General features: G+C 36.6%; 15 protein-coding genes. 7 read left to right on the forward strand and 8 right to left on the reverse strand.

The window, feature by feature from the left end; all coding sequences use genetic code 11:
* Positions 1-28: 28 nt before the first annotated feature.
* From M3166_RS15375 to nadX, 5 genes are all read right to left on the reverse strand, one after another.
* The gene (locus tag M3166_RS15375) at positions 29-1,690 is read right to left on the reverse strand and encodes an SLC13 family permease (RefSeq protein WP_014822659.1); all 1,662 of its coding nucleotides are present in this window, start codon (positions 1,688-1,690) and stop codon (positions 29-31) included.
* Positions 1,691-2,069: 379 nt separating this feature from the next.
* Complete coding sequence (locus M3166_RS15380) at positions 2,070-3,068, reverse strand: HAAS signaling domain-containing protein (protein WP_251690736.1); 999 nt, start codon at positions 3,066-3,068, stop codon at positions 2,070-2,072.
* Positions 3,055-3,402: a PadR family transcriptional regulator gene (locus M3166_RS15385; protein WP_014822657.1), complete on the reverse strand. Its 348-nt coding sequence runs from the start codon at positions 3,400-3,402 to the stop codon at positions 3,055-3,057. Before M3166_RS15385 ends, M3166_RS15380 begins: the two co-directional genes overlap by 14 nt.
* 246 nt (positions 3,403-3,648) lie before the next feature.
* Positions 3,649-4,617 (reverse strand): tRNA dihydrouridine synthase, encoded by a 969-nt coding sequence (locus tag M3166_RS15390; RefSeq protein ID WP_251690737.1) that lies wholly within the window; start codon positions 4,615-4,617, stop codon positions 3,649-3,651.
* A 144-nt stretch (positions 4,618-4,761) separates the two neighbouring features.
* Entirely contained in the window at positions 4,762-5,538 is a 777-nt protein-coding gene (gene nadX / locus M3166_RS15395; RefSeq protein ID WP_251690738.1) for an aspartate dehydrogenase, read from the reverse strand.
* Positions 5,539-5,703: 165 nt separating this feature from the next.
* On the opposite strand from nadX, the gene M3166_RS15400 reads away from it, so the two are divergent.
* Positions 5,704-6,144, forward strand: a complete 441-nt coding sequence (locus tag M3166_RS15400; protein ID WP_251690739.1) for a YtoQ family protein — start codon at positions 5,704-5,706, stop codon at positions 6,142-6,144.
* A 66-nt stretch (positions 6,145-6,210) separates the two neighbouring features.
* On the opposite strand, the gene M3166_RS15405 is transcribed toward M3166_RS15400, so the two are convergent.
* Positions 6,211-7,065 (reverse strand): malate synthase, encoded by an 855-nt coding sequence (locus tag M3166_RS15405; protein ID WP_251690740.1) that lies wholly within the window; start codon positions 7,063-7,065, stop codon positions 6,211-6,213.
* A 552-nt stretch (positions 7,066-7,617) separates the two neighbouring features.
* Here M3166_RS15405 and hpaB point away from each other — a divergent pair.
* Entirely contained in the window at positions 7,618-9,063 is a 1,446-nt protein-coding gene (gene hpaB, locus M3166_RS15410) for a 4-hydroxyphenylacetate 3-monooxygenase, oxygenase component (RefSeq protein ID WP_251690741.1), read from the forward strand.
* 96 nt (positions 9,064-9,159) lie between these two features.
* On the forward strand, positions 9,160-9,285 hold the full coding sequence (locus M3166_RS19410) for a hypothetical protein (protein ID WP_285848938.1): 126 nt from the start codon (positions 9,160-9,162) through the stop codon (positions 9,283-9,285).
* Between the two features lie 196 nt (positions 9,286-9,481).
* On the opposite strand, the gene M3166_RS15415 is transcribed toward M3166_RS19410, so the two are convergent.
* Together M3166_RS15415 and M3166_RS15420 are read right to left on the reverse strand one after the other, a co-directional pair.
* Positions 9,482-9,694, reverse strand: a complete 213-nt coding sequence (locus M3166_RS15415; protein ID WP_251690742.1) for a hypothetical protein — start codon at positions 9,692-9,694, stop codon at positions 9,482-9,484.
* A 17-nt stretch (positions 9,695-9,711) separates the two neighbouring features.
* A complete protein-coding gene (locus M3166_RS15420; protein WP_251690743.1) occupies positions 9,712-9,888 on the reverse strand; it encodes a DUF2642 domain-containing protein in 177 nt (58 codons plus the stop codon).
* Positions 9,889-10,044: 156 nt separating this feature from the next.
* Between M3166_RS15420 and M3166_RS15425 the strand changes: the two genes are divergently transcribed.
* The 4 genes from M3166_RS15425 (at position 10,045) to splB (ending at position 14,185) form a co-directional block, all read left to right on the forward strand.
* Positions 10,045-10,743, forward strand: a complete 699-nt coding sequence (locus tag M3166_RS15425) for a glycosyltransferase family 2 protein (RefSeq protein WP_251690744.1) — start codon at positions 10,045-10,047, stop codon at positions 10,741-10,743.
* On the forward strand, positions 10,736-11,878 hold the full coding sequence (locus M3166_RS15430; RefSeq protein WP_251690745.1) for a glycosyltransferase: 1,143 nt from the start codon (positions 10,736-10,738) through the stop codon (positions 11,876-11,878). Before M3166_RS15425 ends, M3166_RS15430 begins: the two co-directional genes overlap by 8 nt.
* Positions 11,875-12,939, forward strand: coding sequence for a polysaccharide pyruvyl transferase family protein (locus tag M3166_RS15435; RefSeq protein ID WP_251690746.1), 1,065 nt, complete (start codon positions 11,875-11,877; stop codon positions 12,937-12,939). The genes M3166_RS15430 and M3166_RS15435 overlap by 4 nt, the downstream gene beginning before the upstream one ends.
* Positions 12,940-13,156: 217 nt before the next feature.
* Entirely contained in the window at positions 13,157-14,185 is a 1,029-nt protein-coding gene (splB, locus tag M3166_RS15440) for a spore photoproduct lyase (RefSeq protein ID WP_251690747.1), read from the forward strand.
* Positions 14,186-14,257 lie beyond the last annotated feature (72 nt).

The following is a 14,257-nucleotide window of genomic DNA, read 5'->3' on the forward strand; positions in this document are numbered from 1 at the left end:
AATCTTTTTCGATTTCACCTTTTTTGAATTACTTATTCATTACTTTAAACATTTCCGGTACTGAATTGAGATCAATATCCCACATAATTGGAAGCAGGAAATAAATGGCCAGTGTGATGAATACTACACCAAACACATTCAGTGCAAATCCAGCCTTCATCATGTCCTTAATCTTAATATACCCTGATCCGAAAACTGCCGCATTTGGCGGTGTGGCTACTGGTAGCATGAATGCACAAGATGCTGCTACACCAGCAGCAATCATTAATGCGTATGGATGAACTCCTAACGCTACAGCCAGCGATGCCATGATCGGGAACATCATAGAAGCAGTTGCAGTGTTTGAAGTAATTTCAGTTAAACCAAGAACAAGCGCTGCTACAAGGAAAATCAGGACGATAACACTTACGCCTTCAAGCCCCATAAGTTGTGTACCAATCCACTCAGATAAGCCCGTTCCTACAAAACCCGAAGCAATTGCAAGCCCTCCACCGAATAGTAGCAGAATGCCCCATGGTAACTTTACTGCTGTTTGCCAATCCATTAAGCGTTCTCCTTTACGGTTTGCAGAAGGCAACGCAAATAACACAAGCGCAAAAATAACTGCAATCATGCCATCTGTTAAACCGTCGACAAATTTGCTCAGTAAAAATGTACGCGTAATCCAAGAAAATGCAGCTAATGCAAAGACAATGAATACAAGTTTCTCTTCAAATGAGGCTTCTCCAAGATCTTTTTTCTGTTTATCAATAACAGCACGTCCACCAGGCATTGTTTTTAATTTTGATGGGAACGCAATTTTAACAAGGTAAATCCATGTCACAAAAATAAAAATCCATGCAAATGGTACACCAAACAGCATCCATCCAGCAAATGATAGTTCAATGCCATACATTTTATTAATCGCTCCAGCAAGCAATGTATTTGGCGGTGTACCGATTAATGTGGCGATTCCACCAAGTGAGGCAGAATATGCAATTCCGAGCATCAATGCTTTACCAAATGCAAAACGCTGTGGAGATGTATCAATCGACGGGTCATTTTTTAATCCGTCTGCAACTTGGTTGATGATGGCAAGTCCAATTGGAATCATCATCATCGCTGTAGCGGTATTAGAAATCCACATCGATAAAAATCCTGTTGCAATCATAAATCCTAGAACAATTCGGTCCATATTTGTACCGACCATCGAAATAATTGAAATTGCTATACGTCTATGTAAGTTCCATTTCTCCATTGCAAGAGCGATGATAAATCCTCCCATGAACAGAAAAATCGTTTCATCCCCATAAGAAGATGCTGTTACCTTCATATCCAAGCTATTCGTTAATGGAAACAATACGAGCGGCAATAACGATGTTGCCGGAATCGGAATCGCTTCCGTAATCCACCATGTCGCAATCCAAATAGTACTCGCCAATACTCCCCTTGCTTCTGTTGAGAGACCTTCTGGCTGGAAGAACAATAATGTTAAAACAAAAAGCAGTGGACCTAAAAATAGACCAATCATCTGCGCTGTTGTATAACTGCGAGGCGTATATCCACCACCATTACCTGAGTTTTCGTTACCAGACTTTCCGGTAACACCCTTTGATACGACCTTTGAAGAATTTGGTTTTATGAAAAAAGTAAACATGTCTTTTACTTGATCATGCATTTCCCATAACCGATTCCAAGTTGTTGAAAACAATTCCTTACCCCCTAAAATTTGATTATAAATAGCCTTATACCTATTTTTGATGCTTTATTGTTATTACCTTTTACATTTTTACTTAGGTTAAGAAAAAAAGCAATAGTATTTAAAATATTTCGATTTAAGTATACAAATGAATATTAAGAGGAGAATATACAAAAAATCCCACTATTTAATTGATGTAAATAGTATTTTTATACACAAAGTATTGTTATATAACACTTTAATATTATATTAAAAAAGTAATTATTAATTGCAAAACAAATAAATTTACTTTTTATAAGAAAACATTTATTTCTTTCAAAATTAGAAATTCGCATGAAGCATAAAAAAGAACGGACTCCCTTAATAGGAAATCAGTTCTTTTTTCCAGAAATTAACGTGCATTCGCTCTTTTAAAACCATCATAGACAGATATTACAGCACTTACGATGAAAATGATAATAACACTGCCAACCACCCATATGCTAAATTGCGTCCACGTCATCGTAAATAATTCCATCATATAAGTTACAAAATGATCGTTCATTATATCAGGATTTATTACAATTACTACAAACACAACAGTGGACAATAATTGGATAACCGCATTCCATATTGCCATTCCTTTTGTCCATTGTTGTTTTAGTAATTTATAAAGTGCAAAGGAAATCTCCAGTCCAATGATTAAAATAACTAGCGGCAAATATTGGAGTAAAACTTCTTGATTCAGCGCAATCATAACGAACTGGAGTCGGTCCCCATCACCTTCGTATACCCCTATAAGCTGGTTGGCATAAAAATAAAGAGTTGCCCAAATAGCTGTCCACAATAAACTTCCAAAAACCTCAAACATTGAGATCGCTCTTTTTTTAGGTATATAGGGGACATTTTTTAAATCATCTGCTGTCCATTTTTGCATGCTTGCAGTTAGCGGTTGCTGTTCTTTATCTTTATCAACCCTTTCAATAATCGCAAACGTTAAAGTTGCCCAGAAAAAAACTTGGATTGCAGCATTAAATATCGACCAGATGCTTTCTCCAAAAATAGATAACACACTCATTAAAATTGCTTCTTCACCATTATAACTAACAATATATTTCGTAATAACCGTAATCAGAGTAATGATAACGGCAATAGGGACAATCATTTTAAGCAATGAGACATATACATCAAAATAACGAGGACCAATCAGATGCATCGGCTCATCTTTATAGCCACTCGCCAGGACGGCAGGATTGCCCAACTGATTAATAACCTGTTTTGCATCATCCTCACTATATTGTTCCGGCAACATGTCCTCGATCGTTGAACGTAACTCCAGTGCAATATCCGTACGCATTTTTTCAGGCAATCTCCGAGTGACTTCTTGAATATATACATCAATGATCCTCATTTTCTTCATCCCCTCTTAATAAAGCATATAGTTCCTTAGAATTATCGATCCATTCCTTTTTTAGTTGCAGAAATATTTCCGTACCATATTCGCTCAACACATAGTATTTTCGCGGTCTGCTCTCAGAAGTATCCCAGCTGCTCGTAACAAGTTCCTGCTTTTCTAGTCGGCGTAGCAACGGATACAGAGTACTTTGATCAATTGAAATACCAGCACCTTCTAATAGCTGAACCAATGAATAGCCATACTGCGGAGTTCTTAATTGACTTAAAACGGCTAAAGTTAATGTCCCTCTTCTAAGCTCTGTCGTTAAGGAATTCAGTAAATTACTCATATATACACCTCAAATCATTATAATGTATGTCATACAGTATTATTCTTATACTATGTATCATACAGTATTAACGTGAAGAAAATCCATTTTAAAATAATTTCAGATAAAAAATAAAACCAGTGAATCCTTAAAAGAATCCACAGGTTTTAAATAAGCAACCGGAGATAGGTTTGTATCCATTTTATAGCTGTTTACAAAAGTGTTAAAAAATAGGCTTGATTCCATTAATCGGAATCAAGCCTATTTTTATTCTTCTTTATTTAACCCAAAGCTATTAAGCAATGAACGTACTTCATCCGTAGATTTTGTATTCATCAACTGGTTTCTCAGTTCGCCGGCACCTCGGAATCCTTTTACATAAATTTTGAAAAAGCGGTGAAGTCCCGACATTGAACGAGGAAGTTCTTCGGCATACTTGTCCTGCAGATCAAGCTGTAGTTTCAGAAGGTCAAGATACTCCTCAGGACTATGCTCCTTTGGTTCCTTTTCAAAAGCGAAAGGATTTTTGAAAATACCGCGTCCAATCATTACTCCGTCAATTTCGTACTTTTCTGCAAGTTCTAAACCAACTTGACGGTCCGGAATATCACCGTTAATTGTTAACAGTGTATTTGGAGCGATTTCATCACGCAATGCTTTAATTTCAGGAATAAGCTCCCAATGTGCATCAACAGCACTCATTTCTTTTCGTGTACGTAAATGAATGGAAAGATTTGCAATATCCTGTTTTAAAATGTGGGTAAGCCACTCTTTCCACTCATCGATTTCTTTATAACCAAGTCGTGTTTTCACGCTGACAGGCAAACCACCTGCTTTAGCAGCTTCGATTAACTCTGCTGCTACATCCGGACGTAAAATCAGACCGCTGCCTTTTCCTCGCCCCGCAACATTCGGTACAGGGCAACCCATATTAATATCGATTCCTTTGAAGCCCAATTCCGCCATACCAATGCTCATCTTGCGGAAATTCTCGGGATTGTCTCCCCATATATGTGCAACAATCGGCTGTTCGTCTTCTGTAAATGTTAAACGACCGCGTACACTTTTTATTCCTTCAGGATGACAGTAACTTTCCGAGTTAGTAAACTCCGTGAAAAATACATCCGGTCTTCCTGCTTCAGCCACTACATGGCGAAATACTAAATCTGTTACATCTTCCATCGGCGCGAGTACAAAAAATGGTTTCGGTAACTCCTGCCAAAAATTCTCTTTCATATGTTAAGTTCAATTCCTCTCATTACAAACAATCATCTCTTACTTTTAAATTTCCTGTAACAATATTAGCGTAAATGGTGCAGAAAAGTAAAAGCAGATGATTTAAAAAGCTGTCTTTTAATCAATAAATAGCTTTTTATTCCATTAACCGGTAAGCAGTTTCCTGTTTATCCTTTTTAGTGTTCCTAAAATACTCATTGCTGCTAAATAACTCGTTTTAGGATTTGCAGGAAGAGGATTATTCTTAATTGTAAATGTTGCTTCCCCAAAATCCCCTGTCATTTCAATTTGGTGAATATTTTTATCAATTTTCGGGTCTGCCACTAAAGTTACACTCGTTTCGTCAAATCCAATTCCAGCCAGCGCAAGCACAATTGATACATTCATATTTTTAGGGTAACGTCGGATCGCTTCCGTCGCACTCCCTTCAAATATCACTTTCTCTTTCTCGATTGTTTCCTCAATTAATGAGCTCGCCGGCTTGCGTGTTGTTAGCGCAACGGATGTAACTGTACCAAGCACATGGGCGTTTTGGAGTAAATCCAACCCTCCAATTGCACCTGATGGCAAGTAAAGTCTTCGGTTGAATTCATTCGCTAAGGTGTTCAGCTCTGCCAACAGCTCCTCATCCACTAATGCACCAATACTAATTAAGACAACATCCTTTTTCCTGATTGCTGAAGGTAGCAATGTATGAACCGCTTCAATATTTGCGGCCTCCACAACTATATCAATTTCTGAATCTAAAAATGCATCTATTTCCGTGTACACCTTTACTCCATAATTGGATTCAAGTAAATGATGCTTTTCCCTGTCCCTTACAAAAACACTTGTAATACGCAAGTTTTCTTGCCTCTTTTCATTTATTTCTTCCAACAGGAAATGAGCAATTGCACCCGCGCCGATTAAACCGATTTTCATTGTGTACCTCCTTTAAATCATCTTCTATTTTCAATTGTACTCTTCTACAACCATATCATAATTTCAGCAATGGATTCTCCTATCCTTTAACAGAGGGTTTACTTCAAATATATAGATGAATTCGTTAGTATGAATATAAGGCAAGAAATTAGAGGAGGCATTCGTATGGAACTGACAGTTTATTTAGCAGGACAAATTCATGATGATTGGCGGGGAGAAGTTGCACAAAAGGCGAAGGAAAAAAATCTTCCTTTACACTTTGTAGCACCACAGACAGACCACGATTGTTCAGACAATATTGGCGAGGAGATTTTAGGCATACAGCCTTCTGCATATTATAAGGACAATGCTGCTTCTGATATTAATAATTTCCGGACACAGGTATTAATGCAGAAAGCAGATATCGTCATTGCATTATTCGGTGAAAAGTATAAACAATGGAATACCGCAATGGATGTAAGTACAGCGATTGCGATGAATAAACCGACGATCATTATTCGTCCTGAGTCATTAATTCATCCTTTAAAAGAGCTATCTAATAAAGCAAATGTAACAGTGGAAACTGTTGAACAGGCCATTGATGTAATCCGTTATATATTTGATTAAAGTACCTCATACAAAAAAAGAACGAATTCCATGGAATTCGTTCTTTTTTATAAATATTTTATATAATTATATACGCTTCAAGGCACCATTAGGCTGTGGTAATTCTGACGCTGTTATTTCATTCATTTTACAGAAATGTGTAAAGAATTGCTGAGCCAGCTCTTTTTCCTGAGGGTCCGTTTTCAAGGAGATAATATCACGTAAAATTTGAGCCATCCATACATTGTCAAAGTAACGATGTTTACCTGTATTCCATGTCATTTTGTGAGTGAACTTTTCGTTTACATAATAGTTCCAGAACAGCATTTGCTCTGCTTCCTGTTCTGTCAGCTTAATTCTGTATTTTGAATGTGCTGGAATATATCCATCTTCACTCAATTTCCCGATAAAATTCTCTTCTACCATATACACACCTAAAATGCGTCGATCTTTTTCAGGCGAATTTTCATCTACAGCCGTTAACAAGACAGCACTGTTTAGGTGCAGGCGAATAGGCTTTACAGGCTTCCCTTTATTTACACCGCTTTTCGTTAATCCCGAAAAAACCTTCCAATCTGAAAATGCTGTTTGCTGTTCTTCAGTGTCACACCAAAAAACTAATTGTGACTCTGGGTGAAGTTTGAAGTTTTTCATATGTTTTTCATGTATTAAACGAATTTCCTGGTTTTTACGCTGGAGTTTTAATTTCTCTTCTTTTTGCCATTCTTCTTCTCTTCGTTCAAGTTCTTTTTTCTGAATGATTTTTTCTAGTGTTTGAACATCATCTTTATCGTGAAGTACTAAGTGCTTTCCAAATACATCAGGGAAAACGAATTTTTTACTTTCCGATGCGAAATGTATTTCAATACTTGATTCATTCTGTTTAACGATACTACCCATTCCGAAATGCTTATGTGTAACTTTTTTATTGATTAGATTCATTATTTAAATCCTCCTTGTAAAATAAAAACACAGTTACGTTAGATCGTCCGTCAATAATTAGCCCCTTTAAGAGCTTAGACAACTGCCTGATTTTTTTGCTTTCATGAATAAAAAAAGTACATAAAAACGTATCCTTAATACAGAACTCAAAAAGAACAAAGAATACATAATACGCACCGAAAACAATTATAAGACTATTATAACATTTTTTTAAAGAAAATACAAAAATTTTATTGACTTTTTATTTTACGTTAGATAAAATTAAACTTTTATTCTCACTCAACCAAAATATTTACCCCTTAAAATTGTAATAGGCATCGGGTTCGGACGTATAAAAACACGTTTCTACCCGATGCTTTTTTCTTTCCTGACTCAACGAATATTGAGGTTGCACAGCTCCCTTTTAAAAATTTACACGTTACCAAGCACTATACTGCCGGACTTTACATATGTTGCGTATATATAAACATGCCTTGTTTTAGTTCAAGCCTATATTTGCATATAAGTAAGTAAATGGCTGGACGATGATTATGAAACCTAAGGAGTGGATGAATGGGTGCAATTAATGGTGAAAGCTATATTAACCGATTAAATTCGTTAAATAATGAAATATGGCTGGATGGAGAAAAAGTGGAAGGGCTGTTATCAGAACATCCTGTATTTAAAGGGCTTATTCAGACGAAAGCTTCCCTCTATGATTTACAGCATGATCCTAAAATAATAGATGAAATGACTTTCGAATCCCCCCTTTCAGGAAAACGTGTCGGCCTTTCTTATTTGATGCCTAAAACGAAAGAGGATTTAATTAAAAGGCGAAAAATGATGGAGCATTGGGCTAAACATACACATGGAATTCTAGGAAGAAGTCCCGACTATTTGAATTCCGTTTTAATGGGTTTCACCTCATCTGCAGCACTGCTTGAGGGTCAAGAAAACTGTTACCCAGACAACCTCCGCGCATTTTTTGAATTGGTGAGAGAAAATGATCTATCGATTACACATACATTTATTACGCCTCAAGTTAATCGTTCTCAAAGTTATATTGAAAATACAAATGAACCTATCTCTGCAAAGGTTATCGCGGAGACTGAAGATGGCCTCATTATAAAGGGTGCACGTTTATTAGCAACACAAGGGGGTTTAACCGATGAGGTGTTTGTATTTAATGTCGGTAAGCTTGTATTCGGCGAAGATGAAACTTTTTCGTTTGCGGTCCCATCAAATACGAAAGGATTAAAATTTATTTGCAGAGATTCCTTTATAGGCGGAGAGTCTGCATTTGATCATCCATTAAGTTCAAAATATGAAGAAATGGATTCCATCGTCGTATTTGACAATGTATTAGTACCGTGGGAACGTGTCTTTTTTTACAACAATGTCGAGGTTGCCGAAAAATTTATTATTCAAAGTGCTTTTCACCATTTTGCCAAGCATCAAGTTTTAATAAGGCAGATTGCGAAAACGGAGTTTATTTTAGGTATAGCTGAACTCCTCATCGAGACGATCAAAGTTTATGAATATCAGCATATCCATGAAAAGATGTCTGAAATTATTGTGGGGCTGGAAACTATGAAAGCCCTGTTGGATAAAGCGGAGAATGATGCCGTACTTGATGAATTTGGCTATTTACGACCTGCAATTTTCCCTTTGAAAGTTGCCGGATATACGTTTTCAAAAATTTATCCACGTCTCACTGAAATCATTCAGCTTATTGGTGCAAGCGGAATAATTACACTACCGACAGAAAAGGCATTTCACTCCCCAATTAGAGGCGATTTAGATCAGTATCTTCAAGCAGCAACTAAACCTGCTGAAGAACGAGTGAAAATATTCCGGTTAGCTTGGGATTTAACGATGAGTTCATTTGGAACGAGGCAAACACAATATGAACGGTTCTTCTTCGGTGATACTGTTCGGTTAGCGAGCGAATTATATTTCACTTATCCTAAAAAAGAATTTGTAGAGGCAATCTATACTTTCCTCAATCGGAAAAATTAAGAGACGTTGATGCTTTATGCATCATTGGGAACCGCACTAATCTTTCACTGCCGCATATACTAGAGTAGAACGATAATCAAAAAGGATGATATTAAAATGACATTGCTGAAAATGGTGAGCTCTATTGTGGCATGTACAAATTCCCATCCATTTGACGAAGATGCAATCGATGAAAGCAGCGATATGAACCGCTGGGAAAATGAAGGCGGCAGACCCCTTTAATTAATTCAACTTATTGTTAATATAACGATGGTTTCCGAATGCAAAGACAATTAAATATAAAAAATATCACTTTTCTCTAAGGAAAAAAGTGATATTTTTTGCGTTTTTCAGAGCCATCCATTTAGGTTGCTTGTCCCAATTTTTTCTGTATTTTTCTTCATTGTTTACTTCATCCATTGCCTCATCATTTACGCTCTTAACCAAACATCGGTACTTGTATATAACTGATTTGCTCTAAAACAATAATTCTTGTTGTACTTTCTCGTTCATACGTGTCTGTAGATTCTGTTAAAGTCAGGAAATCTTGATTTACCGATTCCAATGTTCCGGTAATAAGTTCCTCACCAACTGCAACAGTTATTTCTTGGTTTAATAACCTCAAAAGCTGAATATACAAAATGCCATTCAATCTAATCCCCTCCTTTTTTAGTAAGCTATATTTTTAATGTTCGTTAATGGAATATACAGAAAGTTTGAGTTTGAAGAAAGTGTTATATAGTCAAAGTTTACTTCTAATAACGTACCCGTGACTTTTCCATATTCCGTTGCAACTGTGAGACTCGATCCTTTTAAAGTTCCGAGAATATTACGTAATTGCCACATATTTACCCCCCTTTATGAAGTTATGTTAAAAGGATATGTTTGCTGGAGAAACTTGTTTGGGTAAATATTCTATTTTTCAAGATTCCCAAAAAAATATAAGTATGCCGCACAATTTTTGTGAAATAAGATTCATATCCTATTACTGAGGTGAGAGCTATGAAGGAAAGACAAGAAGGATTAGTAAGTGTAGTTATTCCATGCTATAATGCCGCGCAATTTATAGTAAATTGCCTAGACGGTCTTCAGTCGCAAAAATACAATAAAATGGAAGTCATTCTTATAAATGATGCGTCAACTGACAATACATCCAAAATAGTTGAAGACTGGCTGGAAAATACAAAACCTTCTTTTTCGGTTATTGTATGTAATCTACCTGTAAATACAGGCTTTGCCGGGGCCCTAACAATCGGCTATTTTATGAGTTCCGGCGAGTATATTACAGTTAATGATGCAGATGATATTTCGCACCCTCTGCGTTTTGAAAAACAAGTAGATTTTTTGTTAAACAATCCAGATTACGATTTAGTCGGATCAAATTACCAAGTATTTTATGATGAAAACTTGGAAGTGCTCGGTAAAACGGCCGACTGGTTGAAGTATGGTGAGTCTATACGGAAATGTTACGAAGCAGGAGGTCACTGTGTGTGTCACGGAACAATTTTATTTCGCGGAAAAGTATTTGATTTGCTTGGTGGCCCGACTCGAAGAATCGTCGGAGCAGAAGATTATGAATTCATCGTTAAATTTTTAAATGCAAAATTAAAAATAGAGAATCTGAAAGACATTTTATATTACTACCGGAAACATGATCAACAACGTTCCAAAACTTTTTATGGAGGTGAAAAGAGTGGCTGACGAAAGGATTTTAATAGTAGTAGATGCTTTATATATCGGGGGAACCGAAACTCATGTATTAGGGTTGGCAAAAGAACTGGTTAAAAATAATATTTTTGTGGCGATTGCAGCAAATAAAACCGGTAGTTTAGTTGATGCATTCGAAGCATTAAATTGCCCTATTTATTCAATCGAATTTCCAAAATCAATCTCTTTGGAAAAAGATCATGAAATTATATTAGTAAAAGAAGTTGAGAAAATTATCGAGACCGAAAATATTACCCATGTTCATATTCATCAGACCCCTTCCGGATATTTAGCTGGTAAAGCGGCCGAAAACAGAAATATCCCTACCGTCATCACAATACACGGAACGTATTATCCTAACCATGAAATACAAGAACTCCTTAAATTATCCGATGCAGTCATCTGTGTGAGCCCTCCTTTATGCAATTATATAAAAACATTTGATATAGAAAACCCTTATTTAATACCAAACGGAATCAATTTAGAGGATTATCCAAGAAATTCCGCTGTAAAAGATGTTAGAAGTGAATTGAAAATACCTGAAGATGCTCCAGTTCTTCTCTATGCCAGCAGAATCACATGGGCAAAAGCACAAGTTTGTTCTATTTTTTTAAGAGCTTGCAAAGATCTCAAATTAAATACTATCCCTAATCTTCATGTCATTATAGTGGGTGACGGCAATAAATTGAGCGAGATAAAATCATTAGCTCGAATGATTGAAGAAATGTGTGATGAGGCTTTTATCCATATAGTAGGAGAGCAAAAAAATATGCACCCCTATTACTCAGCAGCAGATTGTGTTGTAGGCACAGGCCGTGTAGCTTTAGAGGCTATGGCTTCTGAAAAACAAGTTGTTGCAGTCGGCAACCACGGGTATTTTGGGATTGTGGATATAAACAATTTCGAAGATGCCTGGAGTCATTATTTTGGAGACCACGGATCAAAAGCAGCTTGCAGCAGACATTTATTACGGGATGATTTGAAGAAAATTCTGATGGATCAAAATCACCTTAAACTAAACGGGATTACAGCAAGAAAAATAGCCGAGGAACTGTTTAACATTAATAATGTAGTAAAAGAAACATTGAAAGTTTATTCCGAGACAATAAAAGGTGGGATGGAAAAATGAAAAAGGTTTTATATATAGGCTGGATCGGGTTTAATAATTTGGGTGATGAACTGTTATGGCATATTTTCAGAGATACATGCACCAAATACTTGGATAAAGATAAAATCATTGTTAAGCCATCAATGCCTGGAACTGATTTAAAAAACCTCGACGAATTTGATACGGTTGTATTAGGCGGAGGCTCATTATTATTGCCGGGCTACCTTGAAATTCTTCAAAATGCTATTCATAAAGAAAAATCAGTACTCATATGGGGATCCGGGTTAGATTGGATTGAAGAATCAAATCTAAATTTATTGATAAATGATCAACTGGCTTCATTAGAACAAAACTTTAAACAAAAAGATATTGATGTACTGGAAGAAGTTTTGGAGCATGCGCTTTTTGTAGGTGTTCGAGGTCCTCTAACAAAAAAAGCGATCGAAATTATGGTGGGCAAAGAAAAATCCGAAAAGGTTAAAATAATTGGCGATCCTGCTTTACTATTACAAAATAAAGACGCATTGAAGCCTCATGTACAAGAAAAAATTATCGGAATCAATTGGGGAACAACATTTAATCGCTTATATGGAGCAAATGAAAGTTCAGTAGAAGACCAATTAGTCGCAGCAGTGAAAAGACTAATTGACAAGGGTTATAAAATACTGATATACACGATGTGGTCAGACGATATATCCCCTTGCGAAAGACTTTATAATAAAATCGGCGACACAGAAAATGTACAGTTAGACAAAAACCTTTATACCGAACAGCAAATGATTAATAAATTATCGACGTGTACTGCAACGATAAACTTTAAACTCCATGCCAATTTACTATCTATGGCTGCAGGTATACCAGCGATTCCACTAGGCTATCGCTTCAAAGTTTTTGATTTCGCAGCACTGCTTGGATTACTGGATTTAGTCGTTTCCACAAGTTCGAAGCAATTAACGGATGAACTAATGGATCGTATCGTGATGATTGAGAAAAATGAATTAATGCCAGTTAAGCAATACAATACTACCCAACAAACATGCACCCCACTTTTAGAATCACCTTTCACAAATTATTACTTTTAAGCTTATTTAAACAAGACTCCTCTCTTCAACAACTCGGGCTCAGGATACTGGTTGGTTCAAGACTGATTAGCGAATTTTAAGGAGTCTTTTTTTTTCGAGAAAATTACATATAAAAGGAAAGAAATAAGCTAGATACTGCAATAATTACCACCTCATAAATGCGGCTTTCTTAAGGCAAACTAATGCAAATCTAAAAGAAAGGTGTTGTGCAAAAAACATGAATAAACCTTTCGTGCCGCAGCTTGTTTATTTTGAACCGAAAGCATTGGACTATCCGCTCGGCAAAGAATTAAAAGAAAAGTTTGAAGCGTTGGGCATTGAGATACGTTATACAACCTCCCATAACCAAATACGAAACTTCCCCGGAGACACTGATTTGCAAAAGTATCGAATCGCAAAATCTACACTTGTCGTTGGTATTCGCAAAACTTTGAAGTTTGATACGTCCAAGCCATCCGCTGAATATGCTATTCCGCTTGCTACAGGGTGTATGGGTCACTGTCATTATTGCTATTTACAAACAACAATGGGAAGCAAACCGTACATTCGCACATATGTGAATGTCGAGGAAATATTTGAAGCAGCGGATCAATATATTGAAGAACGTGCTCCTGAAATCACCCGGTTTGAAGCGGCCTGTACTTCCGATATTGTAGGGTTGGATCATTTAACACATTCATTAAAGAAAGCGATAGAGCATTTCGGCCAAACTGAGTTGGGCAGGTTAAGGTTTGTTACGAAATTTCATCATGTTGATCATTTACTCGATGCAAAACATAATGGTCATACAAGATTTCGTTTTAGTATTAATGCGGATTATGTCATAAAAAATTTCGAACCGGGTACATCTTCGCTCGCCCAGCGAATTGAAGCAGCCGGCAAAGTAGCGAGAGCGGGTTATCCTCTTGGATTTATCGTAGCACCCATTTACCTTCATGAAGGATGGCAGGAAGGTTACTATCATATGTTTGAACGACTTGACGCCGAACTCCCCCAAGACGTTAGGGAAGACATTACATTCGAATTTATTCAGCACCGTTTTACAAAGGCTGCTAAAAATGTGATTAATAAAAACTATCCGAAGACGAAGCTAAAATTGGACGAATCTGTAAGACGCGTGAAGTGGGGGAAATACGGAATTAGTAAGTATATTTATCAAAAGAACGAAGAGGATGAAATGAAAGAAAAGCTCTACAGCTATATGGAAAAGTTCTTTCCAAATGCGAAACTTGAGTATTTCACGTAAATAATACGAAGAAAAGCAAAAGCAGACACGTTCAACTTTGAACTGTCTGCTTCTTATATTTAACGGATTTTT

The sequence above is a fragment of the Solibacillus isronensis genome (assembly GCF_023715405.1).
GTDB lineage: Bacteria > Bacillota > Bacilli > Bacillales_A > Planococcaceae > Solibacillus > Solibacillus isronensis_B.

Coding starts and splice junctions, on each gene's coding strand:
- M3166_RS15425 (WP_251690744.1), top strand. CDS start 10,045: ATGAAGGAAAGACAAGAAGGATTAGTAAGTGTAGTTATTCCATGCTAT.
- hpaB (WP_251690741.1), top strand. CDS start 7,618: ATGGGTGCAATTAATGGTGAAAGCTATATTAACCGATTAAATTCGTTA.
- M3166_RS15390 (WP_251690737.1), bottom strand. CDS start 4,617: ATGAAAGAGAATTTTTGGCAGGAGTTACCGAAACCATTTTTTGTACTC.
- M3166_RS19410 (WP_285848938.1), top strand. CDS start 9,160: ATGACATTGCTGAAAATGGTGAGCTCTATTGTGGCATGTACAAATTCC.
- M3166_RS15435 (WP_251690746.1), top strand. CDS start 11,875: ATGAAAAAGGTTTTATATATAGGCTGGATCGGGTTTAATAATTTGGGT.
- nadX (WP_251690738.1), bottom strand. CDS start 5,538: ATGAAAATCGGTTTAATCGGCGCGGGTGCAATTGCTCATTTCCTGTTG.
- M3166_RS15400 (WP_251690739.1), top strand. CDS start 5,704: ATGGAACTGACAGTTTATTTAGCAGGACAAATTCATGATGATTGGCGG.
- M3166_RS15405 (WP_251690740.1), bottom strand. CDS start 7,065: ATGAATCTAATCAATAAAAAAGTTACACATAAGCATTTCGGAATGGGT.
- splB (WP_251690747.1), top strand. CDS start 13,157: ATGAATAAACCTTTCGTGCCGCAGCTTGTTTATTTTGAACCGAAAGCA.
- M3166_RS15420 (WP_251690743.1), bottom strand. CDS start 9,888: ATGTGGCAATTACGTAATATTCTCGGAACTTTAAAAGGATCGAGTCTC.
- M3166_RS15385 (WP_014822657.1), bottom strand. CDS start 3,402: ATGAGTAATTTACTGAATTCCTTAACGACAGAGCTTAGAAGAGGGACA.
- M3166_RS15380 (WP_251690736.1), bottom strand. CDS start 3,068: ATGAGGATCATTGATGTATATATTCAAGAAGTCACTCGGAGATTGCCT.